The sequence below is a fragment of the Stenotrophomonas sp. Steno-C18 genome (genome assembly GCF_056393195.1).
Genome location: NZ_JBWJOX010000001.1, coordinates 391,385 through 406,543 on the forward strand (window position 1 = coordinate 391,385; position 15,159 = coordinate 406,543).

14 protein-coding genes are annotated in these 15,159 nt (G+C 66.3%); 5 read left to right on the forward strand and 9 right to left on the reverse strand.

Translation table 11 applies throughout. The annotated features are described in order from the left end of the window. Positions 1 to 4 precede the first annotated feature (4 nt). From eno to AC06FE_RS01900, 4 genes are all read right to left on the reverse strand, one after another. Complete coding sequence (gene eno, locus AC06FE_RS01885; protein WP_132862719.1) at positions 5 to 1,297, reverse strand: phosphopyruvate hydratase; 1,293 nt, start codon at positions 1,295 to 1,297, stop codon at positions 5 to 7. 177 nt (positions 1,298 to 1,474) lie between these two features. Beyond that, positions 1,475 to 2,308, reverse strand: coding sequence for a 3-deoxy-8-phosphooctulonate synthase (gene kdsA, locus AC06FE_RS01890; RefSeq protein WP_132862718.1), 834 nt, complete (start codon positions 2,306 to 2,308; stop codon positions 1,475 to 1,477). A 146-nt stretch (positions 2,309 to 2,454) separates the two neighbouring features. Beyond that, positions 2,455 to 4,119 carry a CTP synthase gene (locus AC06FE_RS01895; protein ID WP_132862717.1) on the reverse strand — a complete coding sequence of 555 codons (1,665 nt, stop codon included), beginning with the start codon at positions 4,117 to 4,119 and terminating at the stop codon, positions 2,455 to 2,457. Positions 4,120 to 4,248: 129 nt separating this feature from the next. Further along, a complete protein-coding gene (locus AC06FE_RS01900; protein WP_132862716.1) occupies positions 4,249 to 4,500 on the reverse strand; it encodes a hypothetical protein in 252 nt (83 codons plus the stop codon). A 158-nt stretch (positions 4,501 to 4,658) separates the two neighbouring features. Between AC06FE_RS01900 and parE the strand changes: the two genes are divergently transcribed. Beyond that, positions 4,659 to 6,548 carry a DNA topoisomerase IV subunit B gene (gene parE / locus AC06FE_RS01905; protein ID WP_192288074.1) on the forward strand — a complete coding sequence of 630 codons (1,890 nt, stop codon included), beginning with the start codon at positions 4,659 to 4,661 and terminating at the stop codon, positions 6,546 to 6,548. Between the two features lie 373 nt (positions 6,549 to 6,921). Here the strand turns inward: parE and AC06FE_RS01910 are convergent, their stop codons facing one another. Next, entirely contained in the window at positions 6,922 to 8,043 is a 1,122-nt protein-coding gene (locus AC06FE_RS01910) for an inorganic phosphate transporter (RefSeq protein WP_132862714.1), read from the reverse strand. A 13-nt stretch (positions 8,044 to 8,056) separates the two neighbouring features. Next, the gene (locus AC06FE_RS01915; RefSeq protein ID WP_132862713.1) at positions 8,057 to 8,683 is read right to left on the reverse strand and encodes a DUF47 domain-containing protein; all 627 of its coding nucleotides are present in this window, start codon (positions 8,681 to 8,683) and stop codon (positions 8,057 to 8,059) included. Between the two features lie 275 nt (positions 8,684 to 8,958). Between AC06FE_RS01915 and AC06FE_RS01920 the strand changes: the two genes are divergently transcribed. Together AC06FE_RS01920 and AC06FE_RS01925 are read left to right on the forward strand one after the other, a co-directional pair. Continuing rightward, positions 8,959 to 10,269: a hemolysin family protein gene (locus tag AC06FE_RS01920; protein ID WP_132862712.1), complete on the forward strand. Its 1,311-nt coding sequence runs from the start codon at positions 8,959 to 8,961 to the stop codon at positions 10,267 to 10,269. Continuing rightward, positions 10,247 to 10,912, forward strand: coding sequence for an exopolysaccharide biosynthesis protein (locus AC06FE_RS01925; protein ID WP_478072086.1), 666 nt, complete (start codon positions 10,247 to 10,249; stop codon positions 10,910 to 10,912). The genes AC06FE_RS01920 and AC06FE_RS01925 overlap by 23 nt, the downstream gene beginning before the upstream one ends. A 170-nt stretch (positions 10,913 to 11,082) precedes the next feature. On the opposite strand, the gene AC06FE_RS01930 is transcribed toward AC06FE_RS01925, so the two are convergent. From AC06FE_RS01930 to AC06FE_RS01940, 3 genes are all read right to left on the reverse strand, one after another. After that, entirely contained in the window at positions 11,083 to 12,075 is a 993-nt protein-coding gene (locus tag AC06FE_RS01930) for an LLM class flavin-dependent oxidoreductase (RefSeq protein WP_478072087.1), read from the reverse strand. Positions 12,076 to 12,263: 188 nt separating this feature from the next. Continuing rightward, positions 12,264 to 13,019 carry a sulfurtransferase gene (locus AC06FE_RS01935; protein ID WP_478072089.1) on the reverse strand — a complete coding sequence of 252 codons (756 nt, stop codon included), beginning with the start codon at positions 13,017 to 13,019 and terminating at the stop codon, positions 12,264 to 12,266. Between the two features lie 26 nt (positions 13,020 to 13,045). Then, entirely contained in the window at positions 13,046 to 13,411 is a 366-nt protein-coding gene (locus AC06FE_RS01940) for a DUF6164 family protein (protein ID WP_478072091.1), read from the reverse strand. 61 nt (positions 13,412 to 13,472) lie between these two features. Between AC06FE_RS01940 and AC06FE_RS01945 the strand changes: the two genes are divergently transcribed. Together AC06FE_RS01945 and AC06FE_RS01950 are read left to right on the forward strand one after the other, a co-directional pair. After that, positions 13,473 to 13,904, forward strand: a complete 432-nt coding sequence (locus AC06FE_RS01945; RefSeq protein WP_478072092.1) for an FKBP-type peptidyl-prolyl cis-trans isomerase — start codon at positions 13,473 to 13,475, stop codon at positions 13,902 to 13,904. After that, positions 13,888 to 15,126, forward strand: a complete 1,239-nt coding sequence (locus AC06FE_RS01950; RefSeq protein WP_478072093.1) for a TIGR03862 family flavoprotein — start codon at positions 13,888 to 13,890, stop codon at positions 15,124 to 15,126. Before AC06FE_RS01945 ends, AC06FE_RS01950 begins: the two co-directional genes overlap by 17 nt. Positions 15,127 to 15,159 lie beyond the last annotated feature (33 nt).

Genomic DNA, 15,159 nt, shown 5'->3' on the forward strand with positions numbered 1-15,159 from the left:
AGCGTCAGCGCTTCAGCGACACGAACGCGTCACGGCCGGCGTAACGCGCGCCGGCACCGAGGGCTTCCTCGATGCGCAGCAGCTGGTTGTACTTGGCCACGCGATCGCTGCGGCACAGCGAGCCGGTCTTGATCTGGGTGGCGGTGGTGGCCACGGCGATGTCGGCGATGGTGGTGTCTTCGGTTTCGCCGGAGCGATGCGAGACGATGGCGGCGTAATGCGCCTTGTCGGCCATCGCGATGGCTTCCAGGGTCTCGGTCAGGGTGCCGATCTGGTTGACCTTGATCAGGATGGCGTTGGCGGTGCCCGACTCGATGCCTTCGGCGAAGATCTTCGGGTTGGTCACGAACAGGTCGTCACCGACCAGCTGCACCTTGTTGCCGATGCGCTGGGTCAGCAGCTTCCAGCCTGCCCAGTCGTTCTCGGCCAGGCCGTCCTCGATGGTGATGATCGGGTACTGGCTGGTCCAGTCGGCCAGGAAGTCGACGAACTGCTCGGAGGTCAGGCGCTTGTTCTCGCCGACCAGGTTGTACTTGCCGTTCTCGTAGAACTCGCTGGACGCCACGTCCAGACCCAGCAGGATGTCTTCGCCGGCGGTATAGCCGGCCTTGCCGATGGCTTCCAGGATGGTGTCCAGTGCCTCGACGTTGCTGCGGAAGTCCGGTGCGAAACCGCCTTCATCGCCGACTGCCGTGCTCAGGCCATGGCCCTTCAGCACCGACTTCAGCGCATGGAAGATTTCGGTGCCGGCGCGCAGCGACTCGCTGAACGAGCTGAAGCCGACCGGCAGCACCATGAACTCCTGGAAGTCCACGTTGTTGTCGGCATGCGCACCGCCGTTGATGATGTTCATCATCGGCACCGGCAGCGACGGCGTGGCGCCGGTCTTGCCGGCCAAGTACTGCCACAGCGCCTGCTTCTTCGAGGCGGCGGCGGCATGCGCGGCGGCCATCGAAACACCCAGCAGCGCGTTGGCACCCAGGCGACCCTTGTTCTCGGTACCGTCCAGATCGATCAGGCGACGGTCCAGGCCCTGCTGGTCGTCGGCATCGAAGCCGGCCAGCGCCGTGGCGATGGTGCCGTTGATGTTGGCCACCGCGTTGCGCACGCCCTTGCCCAGGTAACGGGTCTTGTCACCATCGCGCAGTTCCACGGCTTCCTTGGTGCCGGTGGAGGCACCCGAGGGCACGGCAGCACGGCCGAAGGAGCCGTCGGCCAGGGTGACTTCGGCTTCCAGCGTGGGGTTGCCACGGCTGTCGAGGATTTCACGGGCGTGGATCTTGGCGATAGTGGTCATGATCTGGGGGATAGGCTCGTTGGTTGAGTCTGAATTCGACGGGTTTCGTAAAACTGCGGGGCAGTTTAAACGATGGGAAGGCCGGCGCGAGGCGTTGCTTTCGGGTGAAAGCGGCCCGCTGCCGGGCCCTGAAACGCCGATGGCCCGTGAAACACGGGCCATCGGTTCAAGCAGCTATCAGACGGTGGATTCGAGGAAACCGTTCTTCTTGGTGATCGAATCCAGCGCCAGCAGGGTTTCCAGCAGCGCCTCCATCTTGTCCAGCGGCCAGGCGTTGGGGCCGTCGGACAAAGCCTTGGACGGATCGGGATGGGTCTCGGCGAACAGGCCGGCCACGCCCACCGCAACCGCGGCACGCGCCAGCACCGGCACGAACTCGCGCTGGCCGCCGGAGCTGCTGCCCTGCCCGCCCGGCAACTGCACCGAGTGGGTGGCGTCGAACACCACCGGGCACTGCGTGTCGCGCATCACCGCCAGTGAGCGCATGTCGCTGACCAGGTTGTTGTAGCCGAAGCTGGCGCCGCGCTCGCAGACCATGATGTCATTGTTGCCGGTGGACTTGGCCTTCTCCACGACCGGCTTCATGTCCCACGGCGACAGGAACTGGCCCTTCTTGATGTTGACCGGGCGGCCGGCCGAGCAGACCTTCCTGATGAAATCGGTCTGGCGCACCAGGAACGCCGGGGTCTGCAGCACGTCCACCACCGAGGCCACTTCGTCCATCGGGGTGTATTCGTGCACGTCGGTCAGCACCGGCACGCCGATCTGCTTCTTCACTTCGGCCAGCACCTTCAGGCCTTCTTCCAGGCCCGGGCCACGGAAGCTGGTGCCGGAGGTACGATTGGCCTTGTCGAAGCTGGACTTGAAGATGAAGTTCATCCCCAGCTTCTGGGTGATTTCCTTGAGCTTGCCGGCGGTATCCAGCTGCAGCTGCATCGACTCGATCACGCAGGGTCCTGCGATCAGGAACAGCGGCTGGTCCAGACCTACTTCAAATCCACAGAGCTTCATTCAATCACCTCGTGATGGTGGAACCTCGCCCCCGTCGGGAACGAAGCTGGAATAAGGGCAGGACGCAGTGAAATCAAGCCGACCACTGTCCCTGCCCTCATCCGCCCCTTGCGGGGCACCCTCTCCCGCCGGGAGAGGGACGAACCTCAGGCGCGTGCTTCCTTGAGCAGCGCACCGCCGGCCTTGCGCTCGCGCGCGGCGCGGATGAACCCGATGAACAGCGGATGCCCGCCGCGCGGCGTGGACAGGAACTCCGGGTGCGCCTGGCAGGCCAGGAACCACGGGTGCTGGTCACGCGGCAACTCGACCACTTCCACCAACGTGTCGTCCATCGACTTGCCGGAGATCACCAGGCCGGCGTCTTCCAGCTGGGTCCGGTAGCGGTTGTTGAACTCGTAGCGGTGGCGGTGACGCTCGGCGACCACGTCCTTGCCGTACAGCTCGTGGGCCAGCGTGCCCGGCTTCAGGCGCTGCTCCTGCAGGCCCAGGCGCATGGTGCCGCCCAGGTCGGACTTCTCGTCGCGCTTCTCGACTTCGCCGCTGGCGGTGCGCCACTCGGTGATCAGGCCGATCACCGGGTTCGGCGACTGGCGGTCGTTCTCGGTGCTGTTGGCACCGTCCAGACCGGCCACGTGGCGTGCGTAATCCACCACTGCCGCCTGCATGCCGTAGCAGATGCCGAAGTACGGCACCTTGTGCTCGCGGGCGAACTGGGAAGTCAGCACCTTGCCTTCGAAACCTCGGTCGCCGAAGCCACCAGGCACCAGGATGCCGTCCACGCCGTCCAGGCTGGCAAGGCCGGACTCGGCCAGCTCCTGCGCCTCGAGCCACTTCAGGTTGACCTTGGTGCGCTGGCGCAGGCCGCCGTGCTTGAGCGCCTCGCCGACCGACTTGTAGGCATCCTGGTGGTCGACATACTTGCCGACCACGGCGATGGTCACTTCATCCAGCGGATGCAGCGCAGCGTCGAGCACCGACTCCCATTCGGACAGGTCGGCCGGACCGGCCTTGTCGCCCAGCTTGAGCTGGTTGACCACGATGTCGTCCAGGCCCTGCGCATGCAGGCCCATCGGCACGCGGTACAGCACTTCCACGTCCGGCACGCTGATCACGGCGCGCTCGGAGACGTTGGTGAACAGCGAGATCTTGCGGCGCTCCGAATCCGGAATGGCGTGCTCGGAACGGCACAGCAGCACGTCCGGCTGGATGCCGATCGAGCGCAGCTCCTTGACCGAGTGCTGAGTCGGCTTGGTCTTCAGTTCACCGGCAGCGCCGATGAACGGCACCAGCGTCAGGTGCATGAACAGCGCCTTCTCCGGGCCGCGCTCGGTACGCACCTGGCGGATGGCCTCAAGGAACGGCAGCGACTCGATGTCGCCCACGGTGCCGCCGATCTCAACCAGCGCCACGTCGAAGCCTTCGGTGGCCTCGTCGATGCAGCGGCGGATCTCGTCGGTGATGTGCGGGATCACCTGCACGGTGGCACCGAGGTAATCCCCCCGGCGCTCCTTGCGGATCACGTTCTCGTAGATGCGCCCGGTGGTGATCGAGTTCTTGCGGCTCAACCGGGTGTGGACGAAGCGCTCGTAGTGGCCCAGGTCCAGGTCGGTCTCGGCACCGTCGTCGGTGACGTAGACCTCACCATGCTGGAAGGGGCTCATCGTGCCTGGATCGACGTTGATGTACGGATCCAGCTTCATCATCGTGACCTTCAGGCCACGTGCCTCGAGGATGGAGGCCAGAGACGCGGCTGCAATGCCCTTGCCAAGCGAGGACACCACACCGCCAGTAACAAAAATAAGGGGGGTCACGGCTCACTGCCTCCCGGAAAGCCCTAGTTTAAAGGTTGTCGCCCAAACACCCAAGCGCAGGATGCGGCGAGATCAAAAAAAAGACGCCCCGGCCTGCGCCGGGGCGTCTGTCATCCAGCGGGAAACGCGTCAGCGACGGCGACGGGCTTCCTCTTCCTCTTCTTCACGCGGCGCCGACTGGTCGCCCTGCGCCCTGTCCTGGGCGGCAGCGGCGGCACGACGCTTGGCCTTCTGCTCGGCCTCGCTCTGGGCCTTGTCTTCCGGCGCCTTCTGGGCGGTCTCGCCCGCCTTCGGCTTGCCGGCGTCCTGCGCCATCACGAAGGGAACCGCCACCACTACGGCAGCAACAGCAGCCAGAGCCAGCATTTTCGACGATTTCATCCGATTCCTCCTGGGAACACCCCGTCCGACGGGACCGGGCTCTTCTTGGACCGGGCATAGGATACCCCGATCCGGCTCGCCCGCCCCTGAATGCCCTGCGTGCAAAAATCGCCGGCAGACCGCAAACTCGCACGTCGCTTTGCGCCTTATCGAGATACATGAACGCCCGCTATAACGCCGCCGACATCGAAGTCCTCTCCGGCCTGGACCCGGTCAAACGCCGCCCCGGCATGTACACCGACACCGCGCGCCCGAACCATCTGGCGCAGGAAGTCATCGACAACTCGGTCGACGAAGCCCTGGCCGGCCACGCCAAGACGGTGGAAGTCACCCTGTTCAAGGACGGCAGCTGCGAGGTCAGCGATGACGGCCGCGGCATGCCGGTGGACATCCATCCGGAAGAGAAGATCCCGGGCGTGGAGCTGATCCTGACCCGCCTGCATGCCGGCGGCAAGTTCAGCAACCGCAACTACACCTTCTCCGGCGGCCTGCACGGCGTCGGCGTGTCGGTGGTCAATGCGCTCTCCAACCTGGTGGAGATCCACATCCGCCGCGAAGGCAGCGAGCACCGCATCACCTTCCGCGACGGCGACCGCGCCAGTCCGCTGGAAGTGGTCGGCAGCGTCGGCAAGAAGAACACCGGTACCCGCCTGCGCTTCTGGCCGGACCCGAAGTACTTCGACACCCCCAAGTTCAACGTGCGTGCGTTGCGCCACCTGCTGCGCGCCAAGGCCGTGCTGTGCCCGGGCCTGACCGTCAAGCTGACCGACGAAGCCACCGGCGAAGTCGACACCTGGTATTTCGAGGATGGCCTGCGCGACTACCTGAAGGCCGAGCTGGGCGAGCGCGAGATGCTGCCGGCCGAGCTGTTCACCGGCAGCCTGAAGAAGGAAACCGAGGTGGTCGACTGGGCCGTGGCCTGGCTGCCGGAAGGCGAGCTGGTCCAGGAGAGCTACGTCAACCTGATCCCGACCGCCCAGCACGGCACCCACGCCAACGGCCTGCGCACCGGCCTGACCGAGGCGCTGCGCGAGTTCTGCGACTTCCGCAACCTGCTGCCGCGCGGCGTCAAGCTGGCCCCGGAAGACGTCTGGGACCGTGTGTCGTTCGTGCTGTCGCTGAAGATGACCGACCCGCAGTTCAGCGGCCAGACCAAGGAGCGACTGTCCTCGCGCCAGGCCGCCGGCTTCGTCGAGGGCGCCTCGCATGACGCCTTCAGCCTGCTGCTCAACCAGAACGTGGAGCTGGGCGAGAAGATCGCCCAGATCGCGATCGAGCGCGCCAGCGCGCGATTGAAGACCGAAAAACTGGTCACCCGCAAGAAGGTCACCCAGGGCCCCGCCCTGCCCGGCAAGCTGGCCGACTGCATCAGCCAGGACCTGTCGCGCACCGAGTTGTTCCTGGTGGAAGGTGACTCGGCCGGCGGCAGCGCCAAGCAGGCCCGCGACAAGGACTTCCAGGCCATCCTGCCGCTGCGCGGCAAGATCCTGAACACCTGGGAAGTCGCCTCCGGCAGCGTGCTGGCTTCCGAGGAAGTGCACAACCTGGCCATCGCCATCGGCTGCGACCCGGGCAAGGACGACTTGTCCGGCCTGCGTTACGGCAAGGTGGTGATCCTGGCCGACGCCGATTCCGACGGCCTGCACATCGCAACCCTGCTGGCAGCGCTGTTCCTGAAGCACTTCCCGGCCCTGGTCGATGCCGGCCATGTGTTCGTGGCGATGCCGCCGCTGTTCCGCGTGGACGTGGGCAAGCAGGTGTTCTACGCGCTGGACGAGGAAGAAAAGCGCGCGATGCTGGACAAGATCGAGCGCGAGAAGATCAGGGGCCAGGTCAGCGTGACCCGCTTCAAGGGCCTGGGCGAGATGAACCCCTCGCAGCTGCGCGAATCCACCATCCACCCCGATACCCGCCGGCTGGTGCAGCTGACCGTGGACGACAGCGAAGCGACCCGTTCGTTGATGGACATGCTGCTGGCCAAGAAGCGCGCGGCCGACCGCAAGGGCTGGCTGGAGAGCAAGGGGGATCTGGCTTCACTGGAAGCCTGACGCGCGGCTACTCATTGCCCCCAGCCGTGGCGACGGTGCAAGCATTCCCGCAACGGATGTGACTGCTTGGCACGACTGGAGAGCAAGGGCGACCTGGCCTCGCAGGAAGCCTGATCGCCGGACTCGCCCAAGAGCGCCGGGATTGCATCCCGGCCAACAAAAAGCCCGCCACCATGGCGGGCTTTTTGTTGGCCGCTCCAGCCGCCTGCCGGCAGCGCGGCGCCACGTTCCGCCGCGGGCTTGTCAGGCAAGCCTGATTCCTTCCCCCTTGGCTTCGCCAAGGGGAGGCGCCGGGATCCGGAGCAAATGCCAGAAGCAGAAAGGCCCGCCATTCCTGGCGGGCCTTCGCACTTCTTCGCCGATCAACGACCGATCAATTCCAGCCGATCAACGCGAACAGCTTGAGGATCAGATAGGCGCAGCCGCCGGCGGCCGGGATGGTCAGGATCCAGGCCCAGATGATGCGCTCGATCACGCCGATGCGCAGCGACTTCGGGTTCTTGGCGAAGCCCACACCCATGATCGCGGTGGAGATGCTGTGCGTGGTCGAGACCGGCATGCCGAAGTGGGCAGCCAGGGTCAGGATCGTCGCCGAACTGGTCTCCGCGGCGAAGCCGTGGATCGGGTGCAGCTTGACCATCTTGTGGCCCAGCGTCTTGATGATCTTCCAGCCACCGGAGGCGGTACCGGCAGCCATCACCACCGCACAGGTCAGCACGATCCACATCGCGATGCCGTCACCGGCATGCGCGTCCGGGTGCATGAAGGCCAGCCAGGAAGGCAGGTCGTTCAGCGCACCGGTCGCTTCGGCACCGATCAGGGTCATGGCGATGATGCCCATGGTCTTCTGCGCATCGTTGTGGCCGTGGGCGAAGCCCATGTAAGCCGCCGAGACGATCTGCGCCTTGCCAAAGAAGGCATTGACCCAGCGCGGACGGGCCAGGCGGCCAAGCACGCCACCGGCGCGCGCCATGCCGGCGATGATCGCCCACAGCAGGCACATCACCACGATGCCGAGCAGGAAGCCCGCCACCGGCGAGGTGATCATCGGCACGAACACCTTCCACAACAGGCCCTTGTTCTGCGCCCAGTCGCCGACGTTCTTGGACCAGATCAACGCGTCCCAGTTGTTGTGCGCAGCCGCCAGGCCGGCACCGCACAGACCACCGATCAGCGCGTGCGAGGACGAGGACGGCAGGCCTTTCCACCAGGTGATCAGGTTCCAGACGATGCCGCCGAGCAGCGCGCACAGGATCACCTGCGGGGTCACGTCGACCACGTCGGTATTGAGCAGGCCGTTGGCGATGGTCAGCGCCACCGCGGTGCCGGTCAGCGCACCGATCAGGTTCATGCCTGCAGCCAGCATCACCGCCCAGCCGGGCGAGAGCACCTTGGTCGCCACCACGGTGGCGATGGAGTTGGCGGTGTCGTGGAAGCCGTTGATGAACTCGAAGACGAGCGCTGCCAGGATCACCACCAGTACGAGGGTGAGCATCTACCCGCCCCCGTCAGCTGTTTTTCAGCACGATCTGGTAAACCACCACACCGGCCTCGCGGCAACGGTCGATGGCCTTTTCCAGGATCTCGAAGAATTCCTTCAGCAGGAACATCTGCAGGTTGTCCAGGCGACCGGAATAGATGTCGCGGTACAACTCCAGCATCAGGCGGTCGGCTTCGTTCTCCAGTGCACGCAGCTTCTCGTTGAGCGCGGTCATGCGGTCCAGGTTCATGTGGCGCAGGTCGTTGACCATTTCCACCACCACCCCGGCCGCCTGCTCCAGCATCGCCGCGCGCGGCGCGAAGTCGATCTGGTCCAGGTGCTGCACGGCCAGCGAGTAGCGATCGGCGAACTTCTCGATCTGCTTGGGAATCTTGTACAGCGCCGAACCCAGCGCTTCGATGTCCTCGCGCTCGATCGGGGTCATGAAGCTGTCCACCAGCGCCTGGCTGATCTTGTCCGAGGCGGCGCGCTCGCGCAGACGGGCGAGCTTGAAGGCATCCAATGCCGGCTGACGATCGGCTTCGCGCATCATCCCGTGCAGCGCCTTGGCACTGTCATAGGCGGCCTGCGCGGCCTCGTCGAGGTAGGTGTAGAACTGCTTGCCGGAGCCAAAGATGGTCTGCAACGAAAACATGGGGAACCTATTCGCCGTCGCGGGAGGGACGGCACCGGGGGCGAATTATGACGACTAGATGGCAATCAGGGTATTCCTGCGTCCCACCTGAACGAGAAATGTGAACACGGCGTTGCCGCGAAAGGGGCCCGGTTTGCTACTATTCGCCAGCGCCTTCACGGCGCACCCTATGGACGACGACCCTTATCCCCCGCCGCCGCGCCGGATCCCGCTCCTGAGCGCCCGCCGCCATCGCATGCACCCGCCCTCCCTGCCACCAACCCGGGGAGACGCCCGTGTTTGAACTGATCATCGTACTTGCCCTGATTCTTGTGAACGGGTTCTTCGCCATGTCCGAAATGTCGGTCATGACCTCGCGCAAGAGCCGCCTCAAGCAGCAGGCCGCCACCAGCAAGCGCGCCCAGCGCGCACTGGAACTCTCTGAAAAACCTGAGAATTTCCTATCCACGGTGCAGATCGGCATCACCCTGATCGGCATCCTTACCGGTGTCTACGGTGGTGAATCGATCGGCCTGATGATCGCCGGCTGGCTGCATGAGCTGGCCCCGGGCTTCGCCTATTCCGATTTCACCGGCAAGGCGCTGGCTGTTGCCCTGATCACCTATTTGACACTGATCTTCGGCGAACTGGTCCCCAAACGTCTCGCCCTGACCCGCTCGGAGAACATCGCCGGCTTCGTTGCGGTGCCGATGAGCTGGCTGGCCCGCATTGCGGCCCCCGGCGTGTGGCTGCTGTCGCGTTCCACCCAATTGGTGCTGCGCGTGCTCGGCCTGGGCAAGACCGAGTCGGCGTCGGTCACGGAAGAGGAGATCCGCATGCTGGTGGCCGAGAGCCACGAGGCCGGCGTGATCGACACCCATGAGCGCGACATGATGAACCGCGTGATGCGCCTGGGCGACCGCACCGCCGACAGCCTGATGACCCCGCGCAACCGCATTGCCTGGCTGGACACCACCGCTGCGCCGGAGAAGAACCTGCAGGCGATGCGCGACCATGCGTTCTCGCGCTACCCCGTCTACCGTGGCCACGACCAGGACATCGCCGGCATCCTGGAGGTGAAGTCGCTGGTGACCCGCCTGGACGGCGGCAACGGCTCGCTGTTCGAGAACCTGCGCGAAACGCTGTACGTGTCCGAATCCACGCATGCGATGAAGCTGCTGGAAATCTTCCGCGAGGAACACCAGTCAATGGCGCTGGTCGTCGACGAGTACGGCGAAATCCAGGGCCTGGTGACCATTTCCGACCTGATGGGCGCCGTGGTCGGCCGCCTGCAGGCGGCCGAGAACACCGACGACGACGCGCTGGTGGTGACCCGCGCCGATGGCTCGCTGCTGGTCGACGGTTCGCTGCCGGTGGACGACCTGCAGGAGCTGATGGACGGCGCCAGCCTGCCCGACGCCGAGGATGGTGACTACTACACCCTGGCCGGCATGTGCATGCACTATTTCGGCCGCATCCCGCACGCTGGCGAGTTCTTCGACTGGGCCGGCTGGCGCATCGAGATCGTCGACCTGGACGGCGCCCGCATCGACAAGCTGCTGCTGCACCGCCTGCCGGAAGAAGATGCCGATGACACCACCGGCTGAGCAGGACGACCCGGCACTGGACAACGCCTACCAGAACGAGGGCATCCGCACCCTGCTGGGGATGTTCGAGAAGGGTGACCCCGCCGAGCAGCTGTCGTTGGGGCAGGTGCTGCACGGATTGGAACAGAGCGCCTTCGGCATGTTCCTGTTCATCGCCATCCTGCCCTCCTTCATCCCGATCCCGGGCGTTGGCGGCGCGGTCAGCGGCCCGCTGGTGCTGCTGATCGGGTTGCAGTTGATCATCGGCCTGTCGCGCCCCTGGCTGCCGGGCTTCATCGCCCGGCGCGGCCCCAGGCGCGGCACGATGCACAAGTTCCTCAACCGGATCAGCCGCCCGCTGCAGCGCCTGGACCGGATGCTCAAGCCCCGCCTGCCGCTGCTGATCGACCCGCTGCCGGCACGGATCCTGACGGGCCTGCTGTTGATCCTGACCGGCATCCTGCTGAGCCTGCCGATCCCCTTCACCAACTATCTGTTCGGCTTCCAGCTGCTGTTGTTCGCGCTGGCACTGATCGAGCGCGACGGCGCGTTGATGCTGTTCAACTGGATCGCCGCCATTGCCGGCGGCGTGTTCTTCGGCATGGGGTCCGGGCAACTGGTGAGCAGCATGCTGGAGCTGTTGCAGCGCTGGACCGGCGGCTGAGTGCCCATCTGCAACGCCTGTCAGGGTTTGCCGGCTTCGCGGCCAAGGCCGCCCCTGGCGGCCCACCGTAGGAGCGCCTTCAGGCGCGAAACAGGTACGAGTCCTACGTGCATGGCCCCTGTGACCGGATGATCCGTCAGCTTCGCGGCCGAGGCCGCTCCTGCGCTGCGTCAACGATTGGCTTCGGTCCAGGCCTGCATCGCCAGCTCGAACGAACGCAGCCGTGCGCGGTGCTCGAAGATGTTGGCGGTCACCAGCATCTCGTCCGGGCGATGCCGCTCGGCGAAGGCCTTGAGCCCTTCGGCCACCTGCGCCGGATCACCCAGCACGGTGCAGGCCAACGCCCGCTCCACGCCCGACTTCTCGTGCGGCTCCCAGAACGCCTCGATGTCGTCCAGGGGCGGCGGAATCAGGCCCGGGCGACCGCGACGCAGGTTGACGAAACTCTGCTGCTGGGTGGTGAACAGCCGGCGTGACTCCGCCTCCGACGCACTGGCAACCACGTTCAAGGCGAGGATCACGTAGGGCTGTGACAGGCGTGCGGACGGGCGGAACTCGCGGCGATAGATCGCCACCGCCTCGTCCATGGCGTCCGGCGCGAAATGCGAGGCAAAGGCAAACGGCAGGCCCATGGCCGCCGACAGGCGCGCACTGAACAGGCTGGAACCCAGCAGCCACACCGGCACCTCGACGCCCGCGCCCGGTACCGCGCGCACGCTCTGCCCCGGCTCGGCCAGTTCGAAGTAATGCAGCAGCTCGGTGACATCCTGCGGGAACTGGTCGGCGCTGTCGAAGTAGCGGCGCAGCGCCCGCGCGGTGGCATGATCGGTGCCCGGTGCACGGCCCAGCCCCAGGTCGATGCGGCCGGGATACAACGACGCCAGCGTGCCGAACTGCTCGGCCACCTGCAGCGGGGAGTGGTTGGGCAGCATGATGCCGCCGGCGCCGACACGGATGGTCGAGGTCCCACCGGCCACATGACCGATCAGCACCGAGGTCGCCGCACTGGCGATGCCCGGCATGTTGTGGTGCTCGGCCAGCCAGTAACGGCGATAGCCCCAGCGCTCGGCGTGCTGGGCCAGGTCGAGCATGTTGGCGAAGGCCTGGCGCGGGCCGGCGCCTTCGCAGACCGGCGCGAGATCAAGGATGGAAAGGGGGATCATGGTGCGGCTTCCAAAGACGATGCACGCAACATGGGGGAGCTGGATCGATTAAGGAACAGGCGAAGCCTGAACGCTGTTTTCCGCAGAACTCCCCTGCCCTGCCGCTTCAGGTGTACGCCCGCAGGGAAATGCGCCTGCCCAGAGCCGGCCTCGCCGCGCCGCTACCGGCCAACGGCCGTCGGGACGCCTCAGGCGGCCTGACTGGCGTCGTGGTCGACCAACGGCTGCAGCTGCGGGTCCAGCGCCACGCGTTCGTCGAACACGAAGCAGCGGCCGTCGTAGCCTTCGCCACCCACTTCCTCGAAATAGCCCAGGATGCCGCCATCGAGCTGCAGCACGTTGTGCATGCCATCGTTCTGCATCCACAGCGCGGCCTTCTCGCAGCGGATGCCGCCGGTGCAGAAGCTGACCACGGTGGCGTCGGACAGCGCATCGCGGTGCGGCGCCAGGGCGGCCGGCAGGTCGGTGAACTTGGCGATCGGCAGGGTCAGCGCGCCGGCGAAGGTTCCGTGCGCGAACTCCTGCTCGTTGCGGGTATCGAGCATCACCACGCGCTTGCCATCATCGTCATGGCCCTGCCGCAGCCAGCGCTGCAGCGTGGCCGGGGCCACGCTCGGCGCGCGCGGGTAATCCAGCGGCTGTCCGTCGTCACGGCGGAAGCTGATGATCTCCGGCTTGACCTTGGCCTTGAGCCGCGCGAACGGCTGCATCTGGCTGTAGCTGTACTTCACCCGCATGCCGGCGAAACGCGGCTCGGCGGTGAGCTGCGCATAGAACGCATCGATGCCTTCGCCGCTGCCGGCCAGGAACAGGTTGATGCCCTCTTCCGCCACCAGGATGGTGCCGCGCAGCGCCAGCGCCTCGGCGCGCTCGAGCAGGGTGGCGGTCAACGCCTCGGCATCGGCCAGGGCAACGAAATGGTAGGCGGCGGTATTGACGATCATGGCCGTATTGTAACGGCCGGCCGGGTTCAGCCGCGTAGCAGCATGAATGGCAGCAGCACCAGCGCGGCGGCCGCCAGCATGCCCAGCAGCACCAGGATCACGTACAGCGGGCGCTGCCTGAACAGGGAACCAAAGGTTTCAGCGGTGCCATCGCGCAGCGCTGCCTCACGCTCGCCGCGTACCCGTCGCGAGCGCTCGGCCTGGTAGTCGGCCATCAACGCCTTGGCACGCGGATGGTCGTCGTTCTCGCGCAGCCAGATGCCGCCATGCGAGATCCCCCACGGGCTGGGTTCGGTGCGGTACCAGGCGATGCCGTTGCGGTCGAGCAGCTCGCCGACTTCCTGGCGTTCGTCCTGATCGACATTGCGCAGATTGAGTAGCAGTTTGGCCATCGCGCCATGATACCCGGCAGTGATGCGCTACCCTTGCACGCCCTTTCCGCCGGAGCCCGTCATGCGCCGTCTGTTCATCCCGCTTCTGCTGTCCCTGCTCGCCGCTGGCTGCACGCCTCCGGGGCCGCCACCAGGGGGCAGCATCGCCACGTTCGAGCGCATCGACACCCAGCCGGGTACCGGTGCCGAAGCGGTGCCCGGCACCAAGATCACCGTGCATTACACCGGGTGGCTGTACGACGAACGCACCGCCGACAAGCATGGCGAGAAGTTCGACAGCTCGCTCGACCGCGGCGAACCGTTCACCTTCAACCTGGGCGAGAAGCAGGTCATCCGCGGCTGGGATGAAGGCGTTGCCGGCATGAAGGTCGGCGGCAAGCGCACGCTGATGATCCCGGCCGAGTATGGCTACGGCAACCGTCGCACCGGGCCGATCCCGGCCGGCTCCTCGCTGGTCTTTGATGTTGAACTGCTTGATGTCCAGCCCCGCTGAAAAACACGTCGTGGTGATCGGCGGTGGCCCGGCCGGGCTGTTCGCCGCCGAGCGGCTGCGCGCCGCCGGCCTGCAGGTGGACCTGTACGAGACCAAGGGCTCGCCGGGACGCAAGTTCCTGATCGCCGGCAAGGGGGGGCTCAACCTCACCCATTCCGACCCGCGCCCGCTGTTCGACAGCCGCTATCGCGAACGGCAGGCGCAGGTCGGCCGCTGGCTGGACGGCTTCGATGCCGAGGCACTGCGCCGTTGGGCGCAGGGGTTCGGCGTGGATACCTATGTAGGCAGTTCCGGGCGCGTGTTCCCGGTGGACCGCAAGGCCGCGCCATTGCTGCGGGGCTGGGTGCGCCGCCTGAAGGAACAGGGGGTGCGCTTCCATGTCCAGCACCACTGGCTGGGCTGGAATGGCGACGGCAGCCTGCGCCTGCGCAATGAGGACGGCGAGATCGGCGTGCACGCCGATGCCACCGTCCTGGCGCTGGGCGGCGGCAGCTGGCCGCAGCTCGGCTCCGATGGCGGTTGGACGACGGTGCTGCAGCAGCACGGCGTGGCCGTGGCACCGCTGCAATCGGCCAATTGCGGTTTCGACATCGACTGGAGCACGCATTTCCGGCAGCGCCATGCCGGTGCACCGCTCAAGCCGGTGATCGCGCATTGGCCGGACCTGCAGGGCCAGCCGCAGCAGCTCCAGGGCGAGTGCGTGATCAGCGAGTACGGCATTGAAGGCAGCCTGATCTATGCGCTGGCAGCCGACCTGCGCGAGACGCTCAACCGGCAGGGCCTGGCGCAGCTGGAACTGGACCTGGTCCCGGGCCGCGAGGAAGCACGCCTGCTCGCCGACCTCGGCCGGCCGCGCAAGGGCCGCAGCTTCGGCGAGCACCTGCGCCGTGCGGCGGGGCTGGATGCGGTCAAGGCGGGGCTGCTGTTCGAAGTGCTGGGCAAGGACGCCGGCAATGACCTGCACGCGGTGGCGCGTACGCTCAAGCGCCTGCCGCTGCGCCTGCTGCGCCCGCGCCCGATGGCAGAGACCATCAGCACGGCAGGCGGTGTACGCCTGGAAGCCATGGACGACGGGCTGATGCTGACCGCCCTGCCCGGCGTGTTCTGCGCCGGCGAGATGCTGGACTGGGAAGCCCCGACCGGCGGCTACCTGCTCACCGCCTGCTACGCGAGCGGGCTGCGCGCTGCCGAAGGCGCGATCACCTGGTTGGCGCAGCGGTAAGGCTGCAATACGCGGACGCCACCCCGGCCTGCC